Here is a 24,113-nt window from a genome sequence, read left to right on the forward strand (position 1 = left end):
CTCTGGCGATGTTGAGCATGCGCTGATGAATTGAGAAGGACTTTAAGGTTATTATCTCTTATAAAGCAACAGGTCTATTAGTCAGCGGTCAGCGGTCAGCGTCAGCGGTCAGCGGTTAAATCAAAACTCAAAACTCAAAACTCAAAACTTTCATCCCTCCCCCCTCCCCCTCACATGAATTTCCACATCGGCTGTGCTATTTGGGCGTACATAAGGTTGGCTAGGAGAGCATCCCTCTCGAAGTCCATGAACGGCGTCAAAGTACGCAGCAATTAGTGTCAACCAAAGTGCTGCCATTAGGCTAATTGGGGGCTTGCCAGAAGCGTAGTGTCTCTATTGACCGTTTGTTTGGGCGGTTTTAGCCATTTTCGTTCGGCTTTTCACCACTGTGTCGATGCATGATTCTAAAACGGCCTCCTCTCTGTCCAACTTGGACTCGTTTGCCGATCGTCTGCCACCCCTCATGAATACTGCAGGCTAAGGCAAACATGGCCGCTGCTTGTAAAAAAATATGACGAAGACGTTAAATCCACAGTTTACTTATCGGAAAATGTGTGTATACGAGATTGGACATCCTTTCTGGTGGGGCAATTCTTAACTAATTGCTGCTTTGGTAGTCATGGTGATCCTGTTTCTTCATAGAAGCGCAAGCGGCAAAGACCGTCTGTTTAGCCTTGAGGTCTGTAGCCATACCCATTTTCCCATAGGGCTAAGAGGCGCTTTTGGGCGAGTGCTGTAGGCTACACGCAAAAGCGGCAGAGAGATGTTAACAAGAGATGAACCTGGGGTAATGTCCCGAGTTTAGTGACCGCCTGAAGATTCGTTTTGGATCTTCGCAATGACGACTTTTCGGGAACGTTTCGAGGCAGTAAGTGACCACATGTCTTTCCTGTCAAATTTACAGTGCCAATTTAGATCCGGTGTGAGGAGTACCCATGCTTGAGGCGATCGCGCGTACGCTCATTTGTCAATTGATGGTCGCCTGGTTATTACTAGTGCTTGGTGATTTTTTTTCTACCTTTTGCTATCACGTCCCTGAACATGTTTTTGGTAGCCTTCATCTCAAAACTCACCATTCCGCGAAAAAAACGTTTCGCCACTACGCTATTTTGACGTTCAACATGCAAGTGTTGCTTGACGGCCTTTTGGGCGCGCTACCGTATTTGTTGGTTGCTGCCGCGCTGTGGTCATTTTCACCGATCGGCGTGATCACTGGGCTACTGTTTGGTCAGTTTCATGTTTGGTGGCGACATGTGAATGCCCTGGGTTGGCAAACGCCAAAGCCGATCGTGCTTCTGTGTCAGCTTCTCTTCATCACCACCCCAGAACAGCACTGGTTGCACCATCAGAAAACAAATATGGGCTTTGGCGACATTTTCACTTTCTTTGAGCAGCCTGCCAGAGCCTGGATGCGATTATTACGCTGGCTCAGGCTCCAGCTGCGGTATTCGCCTGTCTAGGAAGTTTGATTAGCTCGCTGAGGGCGATCGTCTCAGTTAGTTCACTGCAGGCGATCGTACTGCTTTCCACTGCCATCAACAGCGCCTGAGACGTGAGAGCAACTCATAGCACCCACCCACGTTAGCGTTCCATTAGAGCAAGCTCATCTCAAATAGTCTTGCGTAGGGGCGTTTTGCGTTTCTTGTCTGCCGCAGGCTATCACGTCCCTACGTCTTTGATGCTCACTCCTTACAGTCGATCCACGGCCTTAAGCAAGGTCTCGATGCTGGCGTTGTGATCCAGGAATGAGAACAGGTGCTTGTAGCGGAGTTGACCAACCTTATTCAGCACAAATTGCGCGGGAAGTGGTGCACCCAGCGCTTGCCCAGTCTGATAAGCACGGAAGTTATTACAGCTTGGGTCGCTTAAAAGAGGCATTTTTAAGCCCAAATCCTTCACAACGGTTTTGCTTTGCCGTAAGTCGGTGCTGGTGATCATCAATAGTTCAACATCGCGATCGAGAAACTCTTCGTAGCTCTCATTCAGCGCCTTGATATGTGGAAAGCAAAAGGGACAATACTGCTTTTCGGTAAAAATGCGCGTAAAAGCCAGTACAACGGGTCTACGACGGCGAAAGTCTGTCAGCGTCACCGATCGCCCATTCGTCACATCTGTCAACTCAAAGCTAGGCGTGATCATGCCCTTTGCCAACGAGTTTGTCGCAGGAATAGGTAAGAAATTGTTGAAAAAACGCTGGTTGAGTAGTCCGCTAAAATCCGTAGACGTGAGCATGGGAAAGGGTTAGAGGGTAAATGATACGTTCAGCTTGATTCTAGATGAAAAGGTTGCAGTCATGTGTCTACTGCATGAGGCGATAACAGTCCTGCGCGATCGCCCAATCTTCTTGAGTATGGATGACAAAGATGCGGGTGGTTGAATCTGCGGTCGCAATCTCTTGATCAACAGGATGGTTTTGATTTTTTTCTAAGTCAAGTTTCAGTCCCATAAACTCAAAGTTCTGGCAGGCAAGGGCGCGGACGATCGGCGCATTTTCGCCCACGCCTGCGGTGAAAACGAGTGCATCCAAGCCACCGAGACTGGCAAGCATGTCACCCATGCACGATCGCAGGCGATGAATGTAAATATCCAGCGCTAACTTTGCCTGGTTGTTTCCGGCTTCGATCGCGGCCAGCACCTGACGGAGATCGGCTGACACACTGGAGATGCCCATTAGCCCAGAGGCTTTGTTCAGTTCGTGATCTAACTGATCGGCAGTGTAGCCTTCCTGCCGCATGAGGTAAATGAGAATACTGGGATCAACAGAACCGGAGCGAGTGCCCATCATCAACCCTTCCAGGGGAGTGAAACCCATTGTCGTATCGATACTGTGTCCATGCTGAATGGCAGAGAGGGAGCAACCATTACCCAGATGGCAGATGATTAGCCGCAGGTCGTGCAGATCGCGGTTGAGCAGTTGGGCAGTCCGTTGTGCGCAGTACTGATGGCTGATGCCGTGGAACCCATAGCGCCGAATGCCCAGATCGACCCACTTGTAAGGACCAGGATAAATGGCAGCCGCGTCTGGAATTTGGCTATGGAACGCGGTGTCAAAAACGGCGATTTGCGGCACGTCCTTACCCAACGCCAGTTCGATCGCGTCAATACCCTCCAGGTTCGCGGGATTGTGTACCGGAGCTAGCACTGCCAGTTGAGCGATCGCGGCTTTCACGTCTGGTGTGACGCGCACACTCTGTCGATAGTCTTGCCCGCCATGCACCACGCGATGCCCAACGACGTCGATCGCTGACGGGTGATCAATGACGTTGGTATCACCTTGCCACAGGGTTTCTAGCATGTGGGCAATGACTTCGGGGCGCTGCTGCACGGGTATCTTTTCCTCTAACACCGCGCCTGCTGACGTTTTGACCTTAATTTCTGCCAAACCCTGGTGATGCGTCCAGTCTACGCTCGCTTCCCACAGTGGTTCAGGAGGCTGTTCTGGTAGTCGATCGCCGACCTCATAAAGGCAACTTTTTTGGCTACTTGAGCCTGCATTCAGGATCAATATTTTCATGGGTCAGCTTTCTAAAAGGCGTGGATTAGATAACCGATCGCTCCAGGATATGACTGGTACGGCTAGACAGTAAACCCTGCAACCAGGGTGTTGCTACCCCGATTTAACCAGTTCTGGCGAAAAAGATAGTCAGTCGTAGGGGTGGATTTGGGCGATACGTGATCAGTTTTGGCATGGCTGAATGGCAAAACCTACCCCTCCAGGTATTTGGTTACGAATCTGATTTGAACAATAAAAGGCAGAATCCAGTAAGATCAAGCCTTTCTGCCTCCTGCCCATTGCCGACAACATACGTAGCTGAGAACAGCCCTGGAAGCATTCACACAGATCCCATTACAGCTACTTTTTTAGTCGCTTTGATTTCATTAGCACAGGGGTGCCCCTGCTCAAAATCAGTGAGATTGGAAAGCGTTGTTCTGGCAATACTTTCCAGTGCATCTCTCGTAAAGAACGCCTGATGAGCCGTAATCACCACATTTGAAAACGATTGGAGCTGTTGAAACGCATCATCCTGGATGACAGTATCGGACAGATCTTCAAAGAAAAGATTGTCTTCCTGTTCGTAAACATCAATGCCAAGGTACCCAATTTGACCCGTTTTGATACCCTTAATCACGGCTTTGGTATCGATGAGCCCGCCGCGACTGGTATTAATGAGCATCACTCCAGGTTTCATCTGATTGATGGTGTTGGCGTTGATCAAATGATGGGTTTCAGGCAGAAGAGGGCAATGGAGTGAAAGAATGTCAGCGTTTTCCAATAACTCAGATAATTCGACATAACGAGATGCGCCGATCGCCTCAAATTCAGGATTGGGATAGGCGTCATAGCCCAGCAGCGAACAGCCAAAACCGTGCATAATACGGGCAAAAATCAGCCCGATTTTACCTGTTCCAATGATGCCAACCGTGCGACCGTGGAGGTTAAAACCCAACAGACCATCCAGAGAAAAATTGTCATCGCGCACCCGGTTGTAAGCCCGATACAGCTTGCGATTCAGCATTAAGATGAGTCCGACTGTGTGTTCCGCAACCGCATAGGGTGAATAGGCAGGGACGCGCACGACTTTAATCTCGACCGCCGCCGCCGCGTGCAAGTCTACGTTGTTGAAGCCAGCAGACCGCAAAGCGATGACGCGTGTGCCGTTTGCAGCCAGCGTTGCTAGCGTTTGGGCATTAGCGATGTCATTGACAAAAAGGCAAACTGCCGGAAAGCCTTCTGCAAGCGAAGCGGTTAGCTCATTCAGTTGTGGTTCCAGAAACACCAGCTCATGATTGTGATCAACGTTAGCGGCTTCCAGAAACTGGCGATCGTATTTTTTGGTACTGAAAACAACAACTTTCATGGGTTTACGCCTGTATCGCAACGGTCAAACTTAAGCTTGCCTTCTCAGTTCAATGTGCTGCAAAGACCGCCGCTTTCTTGAAGAAAGTGGCGGTCTTTGCTACCTAATACGGCCATTTCCAGTTCAGCGTATCGGGTCGATCTTCACCATATTCGTAGGCATAGTTACGGCAACTGATCTGTTCATTCTTGAACTTCTCCTTCGCATGAGCACCGGCCACCTTGAGTTTAGGCACGCGATCAATCACATCCATCGCAATGCTGAAGCGATCGATCTGGTTGTTAATCGCCAATTCCAACGGTGTGTTAATGTTGCCTTTCTCTTTATAGCCGCGCACATGCAGGTTGTCGTGATTGGTGCGGCGATACGTCAGACGATGGATCAACCAGGGATAGGCGTGGAAGTTGAAGATAATGGGCTTGTCGATCGTGAATAAGGAGTCGAAATCGCGATCGCTCAATCCATGTGGATGTTCCGTATGGGGCTGCAGCTTGAAGAGATCCACCACATTGATGAACCGAATCTTGAGATCGGGGAACTCCTCTCGCAGCATGACATTTGCTGCCAGTGCTTCTAGCGTGGGAATATCCCCCGCCGTTGCCAAAACCACATCCGGTTCTTCACCCTGGTCGTTGCTCGCCCAACCCCAAATGCCAATACCCTTCGTGCAGTGCTCGATCGCCGCGTCCATGCTCAGGAACTGCAGGTGGAGCTGCTTGTCCGACACGATGATATTGATATAGTTCTTACTCTTCAAACAATGATCGGTAACCGATAGCAGCGAATTCACATCCGGTGGCAGGTAGATGCGCACCACATCGGGGCTTTTGTTCAACGCTAGATCCAAAAAACCAGGATCTTGATGGGTAAAGCCATTGTGGTCTTGTCGCCAGACGGTAGAGGTGATCAACCAGTTCAGTGATGCCACATCCGCTCGCCACGCAATGTGGTTGCAGATTTCCAGCCATTTAGCGTGCTGGTTGAACATGGAATCAATCACATGTACAAAGGACTCATAGGTCGAGAAGAACCCATGTCGTCCGGTGAGCAAATACCCTTCTAGCCAACCTTCTAGCGTGTGCTCGCTCAGCATTTCCATTACCCGACCATCGGGCGACAGTTCACCACCATCGGCATCTTCAGGTAAGTATTCAGCAATCCAAAACTTCTTGCTGACTTCGTAGATGGCTTGCAGCTTGTTGGAGGTATTTTCATCAGGCCCGAAGACGCGGAAGTTGGTTGGGTTCAACCGCATCACGTCGCGCAAAAACACACCCAATGGCTTAGTGTTTTCCACTTCAATCTGTGCAGGCTTGGGAATATCCACACCATATTGACGGAAATCGGGCATCCGCAAATCTTTCCGCAGCAGCCCCCCGTTCGCGTGAGGATTGGCACTCATGCGCCGAGTGCCTTCCGGTGCCAACGCCTTGAGTTCCGGTACCAATTTGCCACTCTTGTCAAACGCCGTTTCTGGATGATAGCTTCGCAGCCATGTTTCCAATTGTTTTAAGTGCTCCGGATTTTTGTGCATGCCTGAGAGCGGTACTTGGTGCGATCGCCAGAACCCTTCCACCTTATGCCCATCGACATCACCAGGGCCTGTCCAGCCTTTGGGCGTTCGCAGCACAATCATCGGGTAACGGGGCAGTTTCGCCTCGCCACTACTGCGAGCCTGTTCTCGAAGGCTCAGGATATCTTCGATGCAGCGATCGAGCGTTGCCGCCATCGCCTGGTGCATGCTTTCGGGATCAGACCCTTCTACAAAGTAAGGCTGATAGCCATAGCCCAGGAAGAGATGCTCCAGATCGGCATGGCTGATGCGAGACAGAATCGTGGGGTTGTTAATTTTGTAGCCGTTCAAGTGCAGAATCGGTAGCACAGCTCCATCCCGCAGCGGGTTCAGAAACTTGTTAGAATGCCATGCGGTTGCTAATGGCCCCGTTTCCGATTCTCCATCACCCACCACGACTGCACTGATCAAAGCGGGATTGTCAAAGACCGTCCCAAAGCCATGAGAAAGGCTATAGCCCAGTTCCCCGCCCTCATGCACCGATCCCGGCGTCTCAGGCGTACAGTGGCTACCGATGCCACCAGGAAACGAAAACTGCCGAAAGAACTTCAGCATCCCCTCCACATCTTCGCTTTTGTCGGGATAGACTTCAGAATAGGTGCCTTCCAAATAAACCGGAGCCAGCACACCGGGCGCACCATGCCCAGGCCCTGACAGGTAGATCATATCGAGGTCATATTTCTTGATCACCCGATTCAGATGAACCCAGATGAAGGCCTGACCGGGGCTTGATCCCCAGTGCCCCAACAAGCGACTTTTGACATGCTCTGTGGTTAACGGCTCACTCAATAGCGGATTGTGACGCAAATAAATCATCCCCACCGCCAAGTAACAGGCGGCTTGCCAATAAGCGTGCGTTTTACGGAGTGCTTCAGCACTGAGAGGCGCACCCTCAACCGTCGATCGCGCTATTCCAAAAGCACTAATAGAGGTATTACTCACTGCTTTAGAAGGTGTTGCTACCATAACTCGCCCTCGCGTAAGGTGGACTGAAATGACTGCAGTTAGACTTAACGACTTTCACTGAGAAAGGAAGTAGTGATACATGTTTAAGGCAATCACACCTGAACTATTGAACGGTCAAACAACGAAATAGCCAACGCGGCTAATGATGCTGTCAGTTTGTGAAGTAAGCCTTACCTCTACGTTAAAACTTCTTTGCCGAGACTCATTGACCAATGAGTAAACCATCAATCTCTATGTGAGAGTGTAAGTGGAAAACATCTAAAAAGGTAAATATAAAGATAAAAATGAGCTTAAGAAACGCAAACAGAATCTTAAGAAGATTTTTAGCCAACAAAAAATCCCTCAGGGCAGGTTTGACACAGAGCGATCGTCTACAGGCAAAGACGTTGGCAAAACCTGCCCTCTACCAAGCGGCACCTTTTTTCTCGGAAATCACCTAAAAGAAGAATAAGGATTCACTTTGCGCTGGTTGTAGCGCGTATCCGAGCAGCGAATTGCTCTGGCGATCGCTATAAAGCTGAGACTATTAGGTTCAAAGAGACTATGTAGACGTTGCTCCTAGACGGAGGTGGCACCCCTCTTCCCGTCTTCACTCATACAATTACTGATAGATGGAACGGCTAATATTTTACCGTTTATAAGCTTCTGGCAGCCTCATTTTAAGCGTTATCCTAAATCTTGCGGATGACTTAATGACTACTCTATCCTGGTAAGGCTGTCAGCCTCATTAATATCTGATTAAGCTTACGCTAGCCTTGTTATTCCTAAGCTGTTATTCCTGAGAGTGTTAAAACTATGTAATTTTGGCTCCTAACATTAGCTAAACGCTGCTACCGTTAATTGCCATTAAGTTTCAGATCTACAGCGGTTTTCAGGTGAGTGAGGTACAAAATAATGTCTGAAGCCCTTGTATAGGGTTCTTTGCCGTACCTCATCTAGGTCGAAACCGCTGTATAAGGTGTAAATAAATATTGCTTCCATGTGTCAACTATTAGGAATGAACTGCAACGTCCCGACCGATATCTGCTTTTCGTTTGAAGGCTTCTCGTCACGCGGCGGCAAAACCGATGAGCACCGAGATGGGTGGGGCATTGCTTTTTTTGAAGGTGTTGGCTGTCGCATTTTTCTGGATGAGAAACCATCAGTGCTCTCGCCGATCGCGGAGTTGGTGCGTCAATACCCGATTAAATCCACACATGTCATTGCCCACATCCGCAAAGCGACGTTTGGTGTCGTTGCGCTTGAAAATTGCCATCCGTTTCAGCGAGAACTGTGGGGACGGTATTGGGTCTTTGCCCACAATGGCGACTTGCCAGACTTTGATCCAGAAAACACGCCGTTTTACCATCCAGTCGGCCAAACGGATAGCGAACGAGCGTTCTGCTTGATCCTCAATACGCTGCGACAGTCTTTCCCGGCTGGGAAACCACCGTTGAGTCAGCTCTATCCAATCTTGCAAGCAGTGACACGCACGATCGCCAATAGCGGTAGCTTCAACTACTTGCTTTCTGATGGAGAGCATTTCTTTGCCCATTGCTCGACTAAGCTTTGCTACGTGGTGCGGCAGGCTCCCTTCGCAGCCGCACACTTGATTGATGCCGACATCACGGTTGATTTTCAAGAACTGACAACACCGCGCGATCGCGTCGCCATTATCACAACAGTACCGTTGACCGACAATGAAGCCTGGACAACCCTGCAACCCGGCGAACTGCTGGTGTTCCAGGACGGACTGCCACTGGCGTCTGATGTCTTGGGAGATGGTTAAGGATCGGAACTGTATCAAGGTGCAATGCTCTGGGTAGAGACATGGATTGCGATGTCTCTATAGAAGCTTCAAGACGACTCATCGCGTTGCTTAAATGCCTTTGAAGCCCATGTTGGTTTCGATCGCCTGTTCTGCTGGCACAGACTCTGCCGTAGCCACGGCAAGTTGACGAGCCATTCGGCGCTGAAGACCGATTTGGCTGAGCAGCAACCCCAGCAAAATCACGCTGCCCCCAATATATTGAGCGAGCGTAGGCACTTCACCCAAGATCAAATACGCTGCCACAATACCGACGATCGGAGCAAAGGAACCCACAATAGACGCCGTAGAAACAGACGAGGCGCGTAAGCCAGTCAGCCAGAATGATTGCCCGACGACAACAATGATGACGCCATACAGCAGCATCCACTTCCACAGAAAGGGAGACAGTACTCCCATAAAATGGTTGTGGCCGTAAAGCACTAGCGCAACGATGAAAAAGACCAGGGTGCCGAGCCCTGTTCGCACCACGCTGTAAAGGCCTAACGGAACTTTAGATAACCGCTTTTTGCCAAGGATGGTGGAGACGGCTAGCGCGATCGCGCCCAGCGTTGCCAGCAGTTCACCGACACCAATATGAAACCCTCCCATGTGCATCATGGAGTCTCTCGCTGGTTGCAAAAAGATCGTTAAGCCAACGCCAATGAAGGCCGCGATCGCACCCATAATTTCCCAAATATTGACGCGATCGCCTAAAAGCCAGATCGAGAGTGCCAGGGTTAACGGCGGTTCCAGACGGCTGACCAGCACCACATTCGTCACCTGGGTCGTTGCCAGGGCCTGGAAGATTAAGCCTGGAGCCAGCGCACCGGACAAAATGGCAACCATGATCAAACTCCGCCACTCCCGCCCAGAGCGTTGCCTCAACGTCGGCAGATGCCACTGTTGCCTGTAAATGATGACCAGAACCAGTAAGGCGCAGAGATTACCGACAAACAAAACGTTGCAGAGAGAAATGGGATTTTGCCCATCGACAAAGTGCTGTGCGCCAATTTCTGTAATTTTGCGAGTCACTGCACTCGACGCCCCAAAGATGAGGACGGCGAACCAGAGGTACGCTTGTCCAGGTATCCGGTGCATGAATCGACTGAATGCTGTTGCTTGCTGCGGAGAAGAATGCCCCATGCTTGCCTTTCAATTAAGTGACCTGTCCACAACGAATGCCGAAGCATTGCTGCTGTGCTCCACTACTAATCATGATTGCAAACAAAGGGCTTGTTCAAAAATAAGCGTCTGGTTGGGGGCAATCTCCTGTCTCCCGCAGAGACGTAGGCGATCGCCGTCAGCCATTGACCATCTCAGCCATTGATAGCCAGAAAAAACTTGCTAGCCAGAAAAACTGGAAAGACCGATGCGCCTGCAAGCGTATCAGTCAGCCTGGGAAGGCACTCTAAACTTGTCATGGCTTGATGCAACCAAACTCAAGTCAGCCAAACCAATGAGATGTGGGCAAATACTCGTCCGCAGCATCAGGAATTTCGTGGCTTACTAACTCTGGATGAGCCTGAAGCACCTGCTGCATACCCTCATGAATAAAGGACTTTAAGTGAGTCTCTGATTCGTCCAGCGCAGGCGTTGTTTCGCTATCAGCTGCTATAGGTTCTCCCTCTTCGACTGCCACATAGGCGTTGTGAATTTGAGAGAGCACATACGCAATTAATTCCTGCCGGATGTCAGGATTCGCAAACGCCTGCTGATAGGGATGGTGAGGATAGGTTTCAACAATTTGCTCAATTTCCCCCACCACCGTTGGCAGCGTTAGATTCACCAGGGCTTTAGTCATTGTTTCCTCCTGCCATCGCTCTAGTCAGGCTCATTTGGCAGCGCTCTAAACGTTGCTTCAAGGCTATCCTTCATTGGAAGCAGGTGAGAGCAAGGCTCAAATCTAGTTAGCTTGCAAATCTAGCTTAGGAAAACAAGTTGAGGAACTTGTGAGGATCGCCACTCTCTTTCCTCGAAGAGACAAAGGCAGGACAACTGGCCGATCGATGAAACGCCTACTGCCGTCAGCTCATTTAACTGGGGCAAAGCCAGTGAGCGATTGCTCGGCAAGATCCCAAAAAACGGCAGTTTGCTCCTGGTGTTTGAGGATCAGCTGTGGGGTTGCTTGGACATCGCCGATCGCTTCACAAATTAGGTCGCGCTGATGAAACAGCGATCGCACCGCGTCAACGTTTTCAGGGCGAACACTCAGCAAAAAACCATAGCTGGGAAAACACAGCAGCCAGCGTTCCAGAAGCATTTCTGGCGGACAAGGAACGGCATCCAGATGCAGCACCGCACCACAGTTTGACGTTTCCAGCAACATCAGCAGCGTGCCGACGATGCCGCCCATGCTGATATCCTTACCAGCCTGACACAAACCCGACTCCGCCAGGTACGGTAGAAGCGCCAGATCCCCACGCAGCTGCACCGGATCGGCTGTCGTTGCTGCGTTCCAAAACGGATGCTTGGGATGGGGTTTGCCGCGAAAGTCGGTGGCAATGAGTAGCCGATCGCCCGGTTGTGCATCAAAGCTCGTCAACAGTTGGGTTGCGCGTCCCAAAATGGCAACCGACAGAGCATTGTAGTGACTGTGACCATTCGTGTGCCCACCAACGATCGGCACACCATAGACCTCAGAGGCTGCCCTCATCCCATCCAATAATGAATCACTAAGGGTCTTTGCTTGACTCCATAGGGTATCCACCACCGCGATCGGGCGTCCTCCCATCGCATAGATGTCGCTCACATTCACCATCACCGCACACCAGCCTGCGAACCAGGGTTCTGTTTCCACCAACGACGGCAACATCCCTTCGGCTGCCATGAGGAGGTAGCCGGAACCATCGGGAATGGCGGCACAATCATCACCGAGGAGCGTGCGGGATGGGGGGTGAGGGGATGAGGACGTAGGGGAAGATGGGGAAGATGGGAAGTTTTGAGTTTTTAGCTTTGAGTTTTGAGTTTGACCTGAGCTTAAGCTGAAGGACGTTTTGAGTTTATTCTGACCGTTGACTGCTGACTGCTGACCGCCAACTTCTCCCAACCGACGCGCCACCGCTTGAATATCCTGCTTGTGCAAAATACCCAACGACTGCTGTAAGTGTGCGGTGAGCTCTGCTAGCTTCAAGAGGCTTCCCTGACGAAACTGGACAGGGCTGGGCGCTGCTCTGTGCCAGGTGGATAGTAGTTCAAGTCGGCTTCCATCAAGTGATGTGGGAGCCCATGAATGGTCAATTCTTCGAGAGAATGCCAGTGTTGCCGTTGAAAGAAACGGACGTTTTGAAGCTGCACAGTCGCGAGAAAGCGATCGCATCCCCACGTATTGGCAGTAGTCACGGCTTTATAAATCAACCCCTTCCCAATACGGGCCGCACGACGATAGGTTTCATGCACACCCAGTCGCCCACCATACCAAAGACCGGGTTCTGGTTCATAGATTCTGACAACGCCCAGTACGGGAGAGTTTTGTAGACAATGAGTAGGATGTATTGAAAGTACAGGATGCTGCGCGAGCGGCAAGACAAGGGGTTCTCTAGTTTGACGATTCTGCATCTCGGCAGCTGCCTCTGCTGCCAGTGCCACGATCGGATAAGCGATCGCATCCATCTCATCCACATCGCCACCCTGAAAGAGTTGCTGCTCCTCTACAAAAATCGAGTGCCTTAGCGCAAAGTAGCCACTCAATTTTGACGGAGATGTTGCTAATTTGAAGCAATAGGAATGCATGGACATGGGAAGGAGGTTTTGATTTTTGATTTTTGATTTTTGATTTAGATTTAACCGCTGACCGCTGACCGCTGACCGCTGACCGCTGACCGCTGACACTAAGACTCAAACGTTGAAAGCGCCGAACACGCACCACATTTGGCACAGCCTGCGTTGATGTCTTGAGAGAACATACCAGCGCGGTTGAGCATCGCACTGACCTGATGGTAGAGGGGCAGCATGAATTCACTGGTGGGTGGCGTGTGGTTTGCTAAAGGAGTGCCGCTGATGGGTACAAAGGGGACGACAAAGGGGTAAACGCCGATCGCAATCAGGCGATCGCAAGCTGCCAGTAAGGTCGGCAAATCGTCGCCCAAACCTGCCAGCAGATAGGTGCTAACCTGTCCCCAGCCAAAGATTTTGACAGCGGCAGCAAACGCCTCGTAGTAATACTCCACGGGCACCGTCGCTTTCCCTGGCATGATGCGGGCGCGCACGTGAGGATCGACGGCTTCGAGGTGCATGCCCAAGCTGTCTACCCCAGCAGCCTTCAGCCGCTCAAACCAGATGAAGTCATCGGGTGGTTCGCACTGTGCCTGGATGGGTAATGCAACCCGTTGCTTGATGGCTTTAGCGCATTCGGTTAGGTAGGCAGCACCCCGATCGCTCGTATTCGGCGTCCCGCTCGTCATGACCATATGCTTGACGCCATCCAATCGCACAGCCGCTTCTGCGACTTCTGCAAGCTGGGCAGGCGTTTTGCGAGCGATCGTGCGCCCTGCTTCTAAGGACTGCCCGATCGCGCAAAACTGACAGGATGTCGCCGCATCGCTGTAACGCATACAGGTTTGTAGCACGGTGGTTGCTAGCACATCGTGACTATGCAGCAGCGCAATCTTCCAGTAGGGAATGCCATCTGCCGTCATCAAACCATAAAACTTCGGTTGCTGTGGAAACGCGATCGGCGCAACGGCTTCTTCGTTGCAATGCAGGGTGGCTTGTTCTGCAATGGAATCAAGCGTCACGGTATAGGGCGATCGGGATGCCGTACCCGTGTAGATCGGCACCATCACAGTGGTTCCATCTACCGTCACGGCTTTGTGGTCGGAGGGACCCGCACCCCCTTTGCGTCCAGTCACGCCACTCTCCTCCACTAATCGCAATCCATTGGTTTGGAGTTCTGTAATTAATTGCTGCTTGTTCATGGAGGGAGGGAAATAAAGGCTAAAGGCTAAAGGAGTTTTTGGGAGGTTGATAGCTGATGGCTGATAGCTGACGGCTGACCACTATGGCTCAAGCGTGAGAAATTCAGGCTGAGATAACGCGATCGGATTAATGCCGTTCTCTGTTTCCACTACATCGCCCGTTGTCTGCAAACCACTCACAACTGACCACTGACTGGGGTTCAACCTCAGTTGCAGCAAGTCTGGGCGAGAGTAATGCCCAACGCAATCCATCATGCGCTTACGCTTGGTGATGAGGGAAAAGTCCAGATCAGCGATCGCCATGCCCTCGCCTTCCGTAATGGGTGGGCAGAGGTGCGTGCCTTCGGGCCCAATAATGGCGGTATGACAACCTCCGCTCAGCACCTTCTGGAGCTTTTCATCAGTGGTAATTTGCCCGACCTGCTCTGGTGACAGCCAGCCTGTGGCGTTAACCACAAAGCAGCCTGATTCCAGGGCATGATGGCGAATCGTCACTTCAATCTGGTCAGCAAAAATCTGCCCCACCATCGACCCAGGAAACTGAGCACAGTGGATCTGCTCGTGCTGCGCCATCAGTGCGAACCGGGCTAGGGGGTTGTAATGCTCCCAGCACGCCAGGGCACCGACTTTGCCCACTGCTGTATCCTGCACAGTTAAGCCTGCGCCATCGCCCTGTCCCCAAACCATTCGCTCGTGATAGGTTGGGGTAATTTTGCGTCGCTTCAGCAGCAGTGAACCATCGGCATCAAAAATGAGCTGCGTATTGTAGATGGAACCCCGATCGCGCTCATTCACACCCAATACAACCACCATTTCGTACGATCGCGCCGCTCGACTAACCGCATCAGTCACAGCACCCGGCACCTCAACGGCTTCTTCATACAGCCGCATGTGCTCCTTACCCATCATCACGGGCGGTTGGACAAAGGAAAAATACGGATAATAGGGCACAAAGGTCTCCGGGAAGACGACCAACTGTGCGCCTTCCTTGGCTGCGGTGGCGATCGCTTGCAGCACTTTCTCCGTTGTCCCATCCCGACTGAACAGCACCGGACTGATTTGTACGGCTGCGGCTCTAACGGTGCGTGAATAATCCACAATGCCTCCTAGAGCAAGTCAATAGCTTCGAGTTTTCAGCTAGATAACCACTTAACTCAAAACTCATCACTCAAAACTTTCTACACCGTCCATGTATCCAGGATGAAGGCATTGTCTCTACGATGCAGCAAGATCAAGTCCAGCACATCGAGAGGGCTGATGGGGCGAATCCCTGGCATTAAAGAAGGCTCACCGTGACCGTATAACGCCTGAAGCGCGAAACGGCAGGCATAGACCTTGCCACCTTCGGTCATGAACTTGCTGAGCTGGTCATTGAAGTTTTGATGCCCAGGAAAAGCAGCGTCGCCAATTTTTGGAAACCCTCGCTGGATGCCAAGCGTGACACCAGGGCCATAGAGTAAGACAGAGGTTTCAAAGCCTTTCCGCAGCAGGCGCAGGGCTTGTAGCAGGTTGACGAGACCGATCGACCCTTCAAACGCAACGGTGTGGAACGTGACCAGCGCTTTTTCACCCGGTTCCGCTTTGACATCTTCAAAAACTTTTTCTTCGTAATCGACAAAAAAGTCGCCAGCTTTGTGAGCGGGAGTGGTTACTTCAGGCATTCCTTTATCCTCAGTAAAAAGTTGTTAGCGGTTAGTGTGAGCAGTCAGTCAAAATTGCCGAAGCAATGGTGCAAAACCGACGTATTTTCTCACTCGAAATCTAGAACCGTTCGATCGATAGCTGACTTAGTTGATTAGTGCAATAAACAGATTCACAACACGTATGCAAAGCGCACATAGCCCTGTGAGCCTGCGATCGCGCAGTGATGATCAATCAGTGGCACGGTCGTAAGCGATATTGATTTGGCGAAGGTTTAGCCGTCAAATGCGCGTGCCGCTAGTGAGCAGTTTGCAGCAGCCAGTGTAAGAAATAGAAGCCGAAAGTTGAACACTTGAACATTCAATTGCTGCCGCTTCCGACTTCTCTATCCTCCTTAAAACCAGTTTTAACCGACAGTGTTAACTGCCTGCTTTGGTGAAGCTTAGAAGCAGGCTTTGATCTAACCTGTGTACTTTGTTACAAACTTTTGAGGTCTAACACTATGGGCAGGGAAAGGCTGCATTAACTTTCAACGCTGTCTCAGTTTTGTTGAAAGAGCCTGTTGATTTAAACAGGTGTGAAGTGTCAAGCGATGCGATCACCCGTGTTGGAAACGCGGTAATGATCAGGAGTTGGGAGCTGACATAGCCTCATCTGTGTAGAGAGTGGCGAAAAGCGTCACGATGCACGCAATACCGACTTTACGGAGGGATGCACCAATACGTCAGGTACCTGGTTACGCTCAATAGACTCATTAATCTCTGCTTGATGATCAAAATAGAAACTAAGAGCATCAGACACTTGTGCCAAAGTGAGATGAGGCAAATGGGTCAAGATTTCTTCTGGCAGTACGCCTAAGCGTCACGGCCCGACAATGGCACGGATGGATGTACGAGTGCCGATAATAATTGGCTCACCGCCCAAAATCTCAGAATTACGGGTGACATAGCGAGAGAGGGTTTCGACAAACATAAACTAAACCCATTGAGCAGAACTGGCTTCGCTTCTGGTTTAGCAATCATACGATCGCTCTCTACAATCAGTCAGGTTACAGCAAGCTGATCAGTCTGTGCTCCGCTATGTCAGAAACAGGTAAATCTGCGCTCCTTCATCTACCAGGGGTTATCGTTCCTCTCATTCCCACCCTTACAAGAATTAAAGTGATGCCTTTTCGTTCCAATTCATCTATCGCGTCTTTTAAGGATCTGGGATTACCTCGATCGCCAGTGATCCTGTGTAGTCGATGTGCGATCGTGCCTCTCAATCACTACATTCAGGCTACTGCAACTTAATGAGAGTTATCGACAGTGGTCTTTAAATGAGTAGACTGATGCCATATATCATAAAACTCCGGGTAATCCATATTTTTAGCGCAGTGCCACATTACCTCGTAGCAGTACTTAAATTGAGCATAACTATTATGATATGTCTCTTCTGAAACACATTCTTTCAGCCCGTTAATTACAAGTGAATATAAATTATGTTTAGATGTATGACTATAGTCAAGCTCTATCATTACTGGCATTAGTTCTCTTTCTACCAAATCTCTTCTAAGGAGTGAAATAAGTCTTTCTGAACATTCTTGTAAGAACATCGTATCGTCTGGATCAAGTTTCATGAGTTGAATAAATTCTTCGGTTAACTCGTTTGCCTTGAATTGAAAAATATCAGAACCTTCTTCCTCTTCTTCATATTCTTCAAGCTCTTCATTAGTAGAAAGACTTTCAAAATACAAAACATCACTTTCATTTTCCTGAGAGGAGTCTCGTGAAGTTTGTACAGATTTTTTGTTGAGGGAAGTTGACGCAGAAAAGCGCAGAATCTATGAACATTCTGCTATGCCTTCTAATCCAGTCATCTTCGCTATTAATCAAGTTGAATATAGTAGAAACAACCAAACGATCGACACCGGGAATCTCTTTACATCTGGAAGATGTTATTCTTCGCAAAAGCATCGCGATCTCAAATCTACCATCATCGTTTTCTACTGTCATCAAATAATCAGTTAAACTTTTAACGACTAACTGATGGTTGAAAATATGAAGCAAATTTTGGGCTTCATAATCTAAGGGGTAAAGAAAAGAACTCCATTCTTGAGTATCAGAGTTGAATATACCAACAGCCATCTCTATTAAAAATTGTAAAACATCTTTTATGTGTCTAACGCTTCCAGATTCGGAGATTATTTCCACTAACAGAAAGAAAGCTCTATCACCGTAAAAGTTTGAGGAGTGGCACCCATCATTAAACTCTTTTAAGGTCTTGAAAAATTCTAATCTTTTCACACTCATTAATTTTCCCTCCATTCCTACCCATAGAGAAATTGCTTCTTTCCAGCGTGGTTCAAAAATTCGGTATTTGGTTTCGCCTTTAAGATTTTTGCTGGGTTTATCTTTATGATCACAAGGTAAGAAGTAGTCCCAATCATTGATCGCCAGTGCCGCAAAGTATTCCTGAAACGTCGGATGGAAGAAGGCATAAACAAGCTCATCGGCATCTTTTTCCTCAACTGATGGTAAGCCAATGGGAATGAGCCAACCTAACTTGACTGCCCACCAAAATAGCGATTGCTCTTGCTTACGGCGACCTAAAAAATTCTCAACATAGCTTTCTCGTAGTCGGAAGCGAGCTTCTTCGCTGTCCAGGGCTGCTTTTGCTAGCTCTCCTAACTGTCGCGCTAGTTCATCTCGCCGCTCTTCAGGCATGACAAACTCTTGATGCTCTTCCTTCCACTGGTAATGTCCCTTGATAAGGCGTTGATAGAGTCCTGCTTTTGTCTCCGGCAATTTGTCTCCTAAGCCATTCCAGGTGAGGCAAACCAGCATCAGCCGTAAAGGATTTCTGACTAAGCGGTTGATGCGATCGCCCTTTCTTCCCAACTCATTTTTTAACGCATTGCGAGACGAGTGCTCTTGCTGATCAGCAAACCATTTATCGATAAACTCCTCAACCTGTTCAGGGCTAAAATCCAGATTGCGATAAACATCAAACTGATTCTCTAGCCGACTGCCTTCTGCGCTCCAGACATTGACGCGGCAAGTTAAGACAATTTTTGCCTTATCCACCCAACCATTCTGAAGTTCTTTGGCAATCCAAGACAGTGGTTGACCAATATTTACTGCCATCTCATCCACACCATCGAGCAGTAAGCAAATCTGCCCTTGCCCAAAGGCTTCTAAGAATGCGGTTTCTAATGCTTCCGTTGGCTCTTTTAGATTAGGCACAGCTTCCGGTGCACACTGACGAATGACAGAGAGTGACGGCTTGAGCCACTTTTCCAGTAAATACTCTTGCAGCGTATCGTCTGGTTTCAGGTCTGCCAAATTGATCCAAATTGGGTAGCTGTCTATCTCCCAAGCAATCTTTTGCAAAAGGGTGGTTTTACCTGCACCGGGTTCACCCACGATCGCAATCCGCTTGCCCTGACTCTTCAAGCTTTTGCCCTGCTTAATGACATCCTCAAAGAACTGACTCAGCAAAATTGGTGTTGTCTTTTCTGTTTCCCGCACTGACCACTGCGCTGGATCAATTGGTTGATTAACTCTCGCTGGCTTTTCTCGACGTTCCACCAACTCCAACGGGACGTACATATCTGCTACACGTCGCGCCCCTGCTCCCAAAGGATGCGCCGTCAGCCATTGCCGATTTTGCTTTTCCAGCACGTCATAACAAACTTGTTTCCAATCAATTGCGATCGGTTGACTGGAAGCAGCGTCAGTACTCAACAAACAAGCTTTTTCGCGCTGAAGTGTTGCCTGTTCTTGTGGATCAGCTTCATAAATTTCTTCCCCATCGCCACGACGAATTAAGGCTGTATGCGGTGAAAATTCCTTTTTGGGTGTTTTTAATTGTTTAGAAAGCTTATGAAGGTATGGGCTTGGCGGAATCGAGACAACAAAGATATTTTTACCCTCAAGGAGCAAGGTTTGACAGTTAAGGTCGGGAAGACGAGGGTAACAATACGAATTAATCTTGTCGTATATATCTCTGCACTTCGGCACACCAGATATATCTTGCAGGTTTGGAGTGCCATCTGCTCTAAGTTTGTCGTCGGCTCCAATAATAAGATATGCAGTCTGCTTGGCTGTACCAACATTGCCATTAGTCAGAGCTATCACATCTTTGACCAGTTCACCCCACAGTTTTTCTCTATTATCTGTCCACTTCTGAATCTCAATAGGCTCTGTAGGTTTTGGTTCATTAATTTTATATAGGTGAAGCTTAAAGTCCAACTTCGCGCTCTCACGCGGGGAACTAACTTTCTGCCGAAGTTCTTCAATGTCCATTTAGCCTGACAGACTTATAACGTTTCTTTCCGCTATTCTACTTACAGCAACAAAACAATGCCTTTGCGACAATCCTTGCAACGTATCAAATAGTTGAAAAGCATTCATGGATAGCGTGGAACTCAACGAAGGACTGATCGCACAAATCGCGCAAGCGAAACAAAATGCAGCAAGTCTCGGAACGAGAGGCTCCGCCAACGCCAGCCTCACTGAACCAACGGCTGAATCTGCCTTCTATGACCGCAATTCTGGCAGGGTTGTCATTCAGTTGCGCTATGGAGCAACGTTCAGCTTTCCGGCAGAGTTGGGTCAGGGGTTAGCAGGCGCATCACCCGACGATTTAGCTGACGTTGAAGTAACACCTTCCGGTACAGGACTCCACTGGGAAAAGCTGGATGCCGACCTGAGCGTTCCCGCCTGGCTCAACGGCATTTATGGCAATGCAGCGTGGATGGCGATTCACCAGTAGTAGTACCCGCTCCTACATGTAGAAACTATGCAAAGAACTCATCGACAGGGGCGTGAATGCCTTCCTGGATGAGGGCGCTACGGTCTTTGACGGGTGTCCAGCCGAGTTGACGTTCCGCTTTAGATGCATCAAAGACAGACGCAAAGCTGCGGCCTTCCCAGTCGGCGTAGCTAGGGAACGCAGCATTCGGATCGCGTCCAAGACTCTTGACTGCCCATTTGACGAGGGCTTCTGAATAGTTGCGCCAACTGGCAGTGGGCACACGACGCAGCTTCAACCCAGCACGGCGCTCAAACTCATCCAGATAGTCATTGGCAGTCACTTGAGGTTCGCTGGTCAGATTGTATGTTTCGCCTTCGATACCCGGCACAGCGATCGCCCGTGCCATGGCATCCGCTACGTCATCGACCAGAACGATCGGCAGGTTACTGTTACCATCACCCCACAGACGGCAAACCGAGTTATAAGGCCAGGCTGCGATGCCCCAGTGATAGGGATTGCCACCGCGACCGAGCACCACACCCGGACGGAAAATCACGACAGGTAAGCCTTTTTCACGCTGCATCTGGAGCAAGGTGCGTTCGTTTTCGACTTTCGATCGGGGATACGGCGCAACCCGCAGCATGCCTTCGTGAGGCTTTGTCTCTTCGGTAATGGTTCCAGCACCACTGCCAGCGTAATAGATGGCGATCGAGGACGCGTAGAACAAGCGCTTCACGCCATGCTCCAAACAGAGTTCCGCGACCTTGCGCGTGGGCTCCACATCCGTTTTGAGGTAGTCAGCCCAGGTTTTGCCCGTGCCGCGTGCTAAATGATAGACGTACTCAATGCCCTCCAGCGCCGCTTCGATCGCTTTGGCATCAGCGAAGTCACCTTTCGCCAGTTCGACTCCCATACTTCGTAATGCAGGCGAGCAATTATTGGGATCACGAGCAAGAATGCGAACGCCATGCCCATCCTGACGTAGCCGCCGCACAAGTGCCTGACCAATGAAGCCCGTGCCGCCAATGACCAGCACGTTGGCTTTGGGCACGGCTTGTTCAGCGGTCTGGTTGAGCACAAACATGTCTGTTTTGGGCTCTGGCAAGTGAGTTTCGCGGGCAATCCACTCAGCCAGCGAAATTGCACCCTCTCCCAGGGAGGCATCAACCCGCTCATCGAGTTTGCTGCCGCGTGTAGCGTAGAAACTTTCAACCGTTCGCGCAATGCTGTAGGGGAACGGGCCTGATGCCTTCGAGAGTCCTGCTTTGGAGAGCACGAAGTTCGCTAAGGTACCAGTGGCTTGCGAGACTGAATCTCGGGCAACAGCGGCAACAGTGGCGAAGCGATCGACATCCAGTAAATACGGTGTGTGTTCCTGACAGGTGTAGGTGTTGTTCTCAAAGTCCACATGCGCGACTGCATTGGTACCGCGCACGTGGATGTAATGCTCTGGATAACCATCAATGAACGAGAAGCGTAGCCGAATGCTCGTGTTACCTTTCCAGCCGCGAATTTCCCAGCGACGGTAAAACTCTAGCCCACGCGGCAGATCAATGCGATCGTTGACATCCACCGATAGCGAATCCGGTTGCCCAATGAGGTGAACGAGGTGTGTAAACGAGTGCGGTGCGACTTCAAACAAAATGTTCTTCGGCGTTTGCAGCATCCAGGCACCGTAGGGCCCGCCGGACAACTGCCCCAACTCTTTGTTCCAGACAATATCAATCTGGTCAATCCGTCCCAACCGTCCACTGCGTAGATCCGCAACCAGCTTTTCGTACACCGGAAAGTAGAGGAAATTGTGGCTGACGCCGATCGTTTGCCCCGTCGTCTCAGCCCGACGGCGAATTTCCTGACAATCGCTCACTCGATGGCAGAGCGGTTTTTCAATAAAGGCATCGACACCGGCTTCGACAACCTGACAGCCAGTGGCAAAGTGCACATGGGGTGGCGTCAAAATGTGCACCACATCGAGGTTTTCGCGGGAGAGCATTTCGCCGAGGTCAGAATAAACAGTGGGGATGCCTTTTGACTGGGCAAACTGTTCTGCGAGACGCTTGTTTAGATCGCAAATGGCTCGAACCTCAACGTTCGGCAACAACCGCAGTGCGGCAAAGTGGTAGTCAGAAATGTAGCCTGCGCCCAGAAGCGCGACGGCGACGGGTTTACTATTGCCGTTATGAGTTGCCATTGGCTTATCTCCCTGTTACTTGCATAGGTTTTGTCGCGGGTGTTTGGGCACCCTTGTATTCAATAATTTCGTGCTGTCTGTGGAGCAGGCGATCGCCAGTGAATTTGGCAATCCCAAACGCTTCTGGAAACACAGACGCCCCACAGGACACTCCCCAGGGAATACTCTCATCCCAGGAAAAGCCGCGCTTGCGGGTACCAAGAATGGTTCGTAGTGCTGTTAGCGGGTAGCGCCCAAAGACCAGGAGTGAGAGCCCAAACGTAAAGGGACTCAGCGCGATCGCGCCCAACGGTACAATCATTCCCCACAGCCAGATCCGCCGTATTTCTTTGACAAACTTGCGTTCTGGCAATGCGCCATGCAGACTTGAAACCTGTGCGTACGCATAGCCGCAACGTTTCGCCCGCTGCCACCATTGCGACAGCCGCTGGATATTGGCATCATGGAGCGTGCTGTTCTGATCAAGGCGGAGAATCGAGCCGTTTGCCTGCCGCAGACGGACACTCAGTTCGTCATCCTCAGCCGCAATCACACTGTTGCCATAGCCACCAACGGCGGCAAAGGCGCTGGCACGGATCATCACATCGCCGCCGAAATGAGTGGTTTCACCGACAGGCCCCATCCGCCATTCGACATCGCAAATCCGATTGTAGGGGCTGAGATCGGGGTAGCGTTCTCGCCGCCAGCCACACACTGCGACAACGTTAGGGTTTGCGTCTAACGCCATCGCCGCTGCGTCCAACCAGCCTGCAACGACTTCGCAGTCACCGTCTATAAATTGGACATACTCGACGTCAGAGTACTGTTCGCGCAAGCGATCAAAGCCAGCATTACGGGCGCGGGCGGCTGTAAAGGGAATAGACAGATCGAGATTGACCACCATCACACCACGATCGTGCGCGGCCTCACAGCTGCCGTCCGTGGAGCCAGAGTCAACATACACAACCGGGCGTGTGCCGTTGACCACTGAATCAAGACTGCGAAGCAGGCGATCGCCCTCATTCCGCCCAATGATTACGACCCCAATGTTATGTGAGCTAGTCACGCACCCTCCCTATCAACGCCATTGCCATTGTGAGACGCTTCCTATCCTTGTTTAATTCAGTCACTCTGCGGGAATCAGGCTAAACGTCTCAGTACTACAAATCTCAGTGCTACAAAAACGTTGAGCCTAGAATGCCCAAAAAAGCGTATCGTTTTCATCTCAGATTAATAGAGTCGCCTTGAATCATCTGCCGACTTCAAGTACAACACAGAATTTGTCGGGGTCATCACCGAAACCGTTACTTGGAACGCAAAATTATCAGTACCCACTGAGTTTGTGAAGCAATGGTTAAGAATTTAGCCATCAGCCATCAGCCATCAGCCATCAACCGTCAGCCATCAGCCGCAGCTCGAGAGTTGCTCAATCCTGCATAAACGCAATCTGAAGCCGTCAGCAATG

Annotated in this window: 19 protein-coding genes; 3 read left to right on the forward strand and 16 right to left on the reverse strand. The window is 50.2% G+C overall.

Annotated elements, in window-relative coordinates; translation table 11 throughout:
• Positions 1-935 precede the first annotated feature (935 nt).
• Complete coding sequence (locus C7B82_RS04660; RefSeq protein ID WP_106255149.1) at positions 936-1,460, forward strand: sterol desaturase family protein; 525 nt, start codon at positions 936-938, stop codon at positions 1,458-1,460.
• A gap of 229 nt (positions 1,461-1,689) precedes the next feature.
• Here C7B82_RS04660 and C7B82_RS04665 read toward each other — a convergent pair whose 3' ends face one another.
• From C7B82_RS04665 to C7B82_RS04680, 4 genes are all read right to left on the reverse strand, one after another.
• Complete coding sequence (locus C7B82_RS04665) at positions 1,690-2,232, reverse strand: peroxiredoxin family protein (RefSeq protein WP_106255150.1); 543 nt, start codon at positions 2,230-2,232, stop codon at positions 1,690-1,692.
• Between the two features lie 67 nt (positions 2,233-2,299).
• Entirely contained in the window at positions 2,300-3,514 is a 1,215-nt protein-coding gene (locus C7B82_RS04670) for an acetate kinase (RefSeq protein WP_106255151.1), read from the reverse strand.
• Positions 3,515-3,833: 319 nt separating this feature from the next.
• Complete coding sequence (locus C7B82_RS04675; protein WP_106255152.1) at positions 3,834-4,859, reverse strand: 2-hydroxyacid dehydrogenase; 1,026 nt, start codon at positions 4,857-4,859, stop codon at positions 3,834-3,836.
• 103 nt (positions 4,860-4,962) lie between these two features.
• A complete protein-coding gene (locus C7B82_RS04680) occupies positions 4,963-7,398 on the reverse strand; it encodes a phosphoketolase family protein (protein ID WP_106255153.1) in 2,436 nt (811 codons plus the stop codon).
• Positions 7,399-8,377: 979 nt separating this feature from the next.
• On the opposite strand from C7B82_RS04680, the gene C7B82_RS04685 reads away from it, so the two are divergent.
• Positions 8,378-9,166, forward strand: a complete 789-nt coding sequence (locus C7B82_RS04685) for a class II glutamine amidotransferase (RefSeq protein ID WP_106255154.1) — start codon at positions 8,378-8,380, stop codon at positions 9,164-9,166.
• A gap of 90 nt (positions 9,167-9,256) precedes the next feature.
• Here C7B82_RS04685 and C7B82_RS04690 read toward each other — a convergent pair whose 3' ends face one another.
• The 10 genes from C7B82_RS04690 to C7B82_RS04735 form a co-directional block, all read right to left on the reverse strand.
• Complete coding sequence (locus C7B82_RS04690; RefSeq protein ID WP_106255155.1) at positions 9,257-10,330, reverse strand: DMT family transporter; 1,074 nt, start codon at positions 10,328-10,330, stop codon at positions 9,257-9,259.
• Positions 10,331-10,631: 301 nt separating this feature from the next.
• A complete protein-coding gene (locus C7B82_RS04695; protein WP_106255156.1) occupies positions 10,632-10,988 on the reverse strand; it encodes a hypothetical protein in 357 nt (118 codons plus the stop codon).
• Between the two features lie 228 nt (positions 10,989-11,216).
• Positions 11,217-12,317, reverse strand: a complete 1,101-nt coding sequence (locus tag C7B82_RS04700; RefSeq protein WP_245939729.1) for a sll0787 family AIR synthase-like protein — start codon at positions 12,315-12,317, stop codon at positions 11,217-11,219.
• Entirely contained in the window at positions 12,314-12,922 is a 609-nt protein-coding gene (locus C7B82_RS04705; protein ID WP_106255173.1) for an MSMEG_0567/Sll0786 family nitrogen starvation N-acetyltransferase, read from the reverse strand. Before C7B82_RS04705 ends, C7B82_RS04700 begins: the two co-directional genes overlap by 4 nt.
• 92 nt (positions 12,923-13,014) lie before the next feature.
• The gene (locus C7B82_RS04710; RefSeq protein WP_106255157.1) at positions 13,015-14,100 is read right to left on the reverse strand and encodes an MSMEG_0568 family radical SAM protein; all 1,086 of its coding nucleotides are present in this window, start codon (positions 14,098-14,100) and stop codon (positions 13,015-13,017) included.
• An 81-nt stretch (positions 14,101-14,181) separates the two neighbouring features.
• Positions 14,182-15,198, reverse strand: coding sequence for a Nit6803 family nitrilase (locus C7B82_RS04715; protein ID WP_181357347.1), 1,017 nt, complete (start codon positions 15,196-15,198; stop codon positions 14,182-14,184).
• A gap of 80 nt (positions 15,199-15,278) precedes the next feature.
• Positions 15,279-15,761: an MSMEG_0572/Sll0783 family nitrogen starvation response protein gene (locus tag C7B82_RS04720; protein ID WP_106255159.1), complete on the reverse strand. Its 483-nt coding sequence runs from the start codon at positions 15,759-15,761 to the stop codon at positions 15,279-15,281.
• An 841-nt stretch (positions 15,762-16,602) separates the two neighbouring features.
• The gene (locus C7B82_RS34960; protein WP_245939730.1) at positions 16,603-16,713 is read right to left on the reverse strand and encodes a DUF433 domain-containing protein; all 111 of its coding nucleotides are present in this window, start codon (positions 16,711-16,713) and stop codon (positions 16,603-16,605) included.
• A gap of 316 nt (positions 16,714-17,029) precedes the next feature.
• Positions 17,030-17,476: a hypothetical protein gene (locus C7B82_RS04730; protein WP_106255160.1), complete on the reverse strand. Its 447-nt coding sequence runs from the start codon at positions 17,474-17,476 to the stop codon at positions 17,030-17,032.
• A 10-nt stretch (positions 17,477-17,486) separates the two neighbouring features.
• A complete protein-coding gene (locus C7B82_RS04735) occupies positions 17,487-20,027 on the reverse strand; it encodes an NACHT domain-containing protein (RefSeq protein ID WP_106255161.1) in 2,541 nt (846 codons plus the stop codon).
• Positions 20,028-20,133: 106 nt separating this feature from the next.
• Between C7B82_RS04735 and C7B82_RS04740 the strand changes: the two genes are divergently transcribed.
• Positions 20,134-20,496 carry a DUF2442 domain-containing protein gene (locus tag C7B82_RS04740; protein WP_106255162.1) on the forward strand — a complete coding sequence of 121 codons (363 nt, stop codon included), beginning with the start codon at positions 20,134-20,136 and terminating at the stop codon, positions 20,494-20,496.
• Between the two features lie 25 nt (positions 20,497-20,521).
• On the opposite strand, the gene C7B82_RS04745 is transcribed toward C7B82_RS04740, so the two are convergent.
• Together C7B82_RS04745 and C7B82_RS31945 are read right to left on the reverse strand one after the other, a co-directional pair.
• Positions 20,522-22,669, reverse strand: coding sequence for an NAD-dependent epimerase/dehydratase family protein (locus C7B82_RS04745; RefSeq protein ID WP_181357348.1), 2,148 nt, complete (start codon positions 22,667-22,669; stop codon positions 20,522-20,524).
• A 4-nt stretch (positions 22,670-22,673) separates the two neighbouring features.
• On the reverse strand, positions 22,674-23,714 hold the full coding sequence (locus C7B82_RS31945) for a glycosyltransferase family A protein (protein ID WP_181357349.1): 1,041 nt from the start codon (positions 23,712-23,714) through the stop codon (positions 22,674-22,676).
• Positions 23,715-24,113 lie beyond the last annotated feature (399 nt).

The sequence above is a fragment of the Stenomitos frigidus ULC18 genome (genome assembly GCF_003003795.1).
Taxonomy (GTDB): Bacteria; Cyanobacteriota; Cyanobacteriia; order Leptolyngbyales; family Leptolyngbyaceae; genus Stenomitos; species Stenomitos frigidus_A.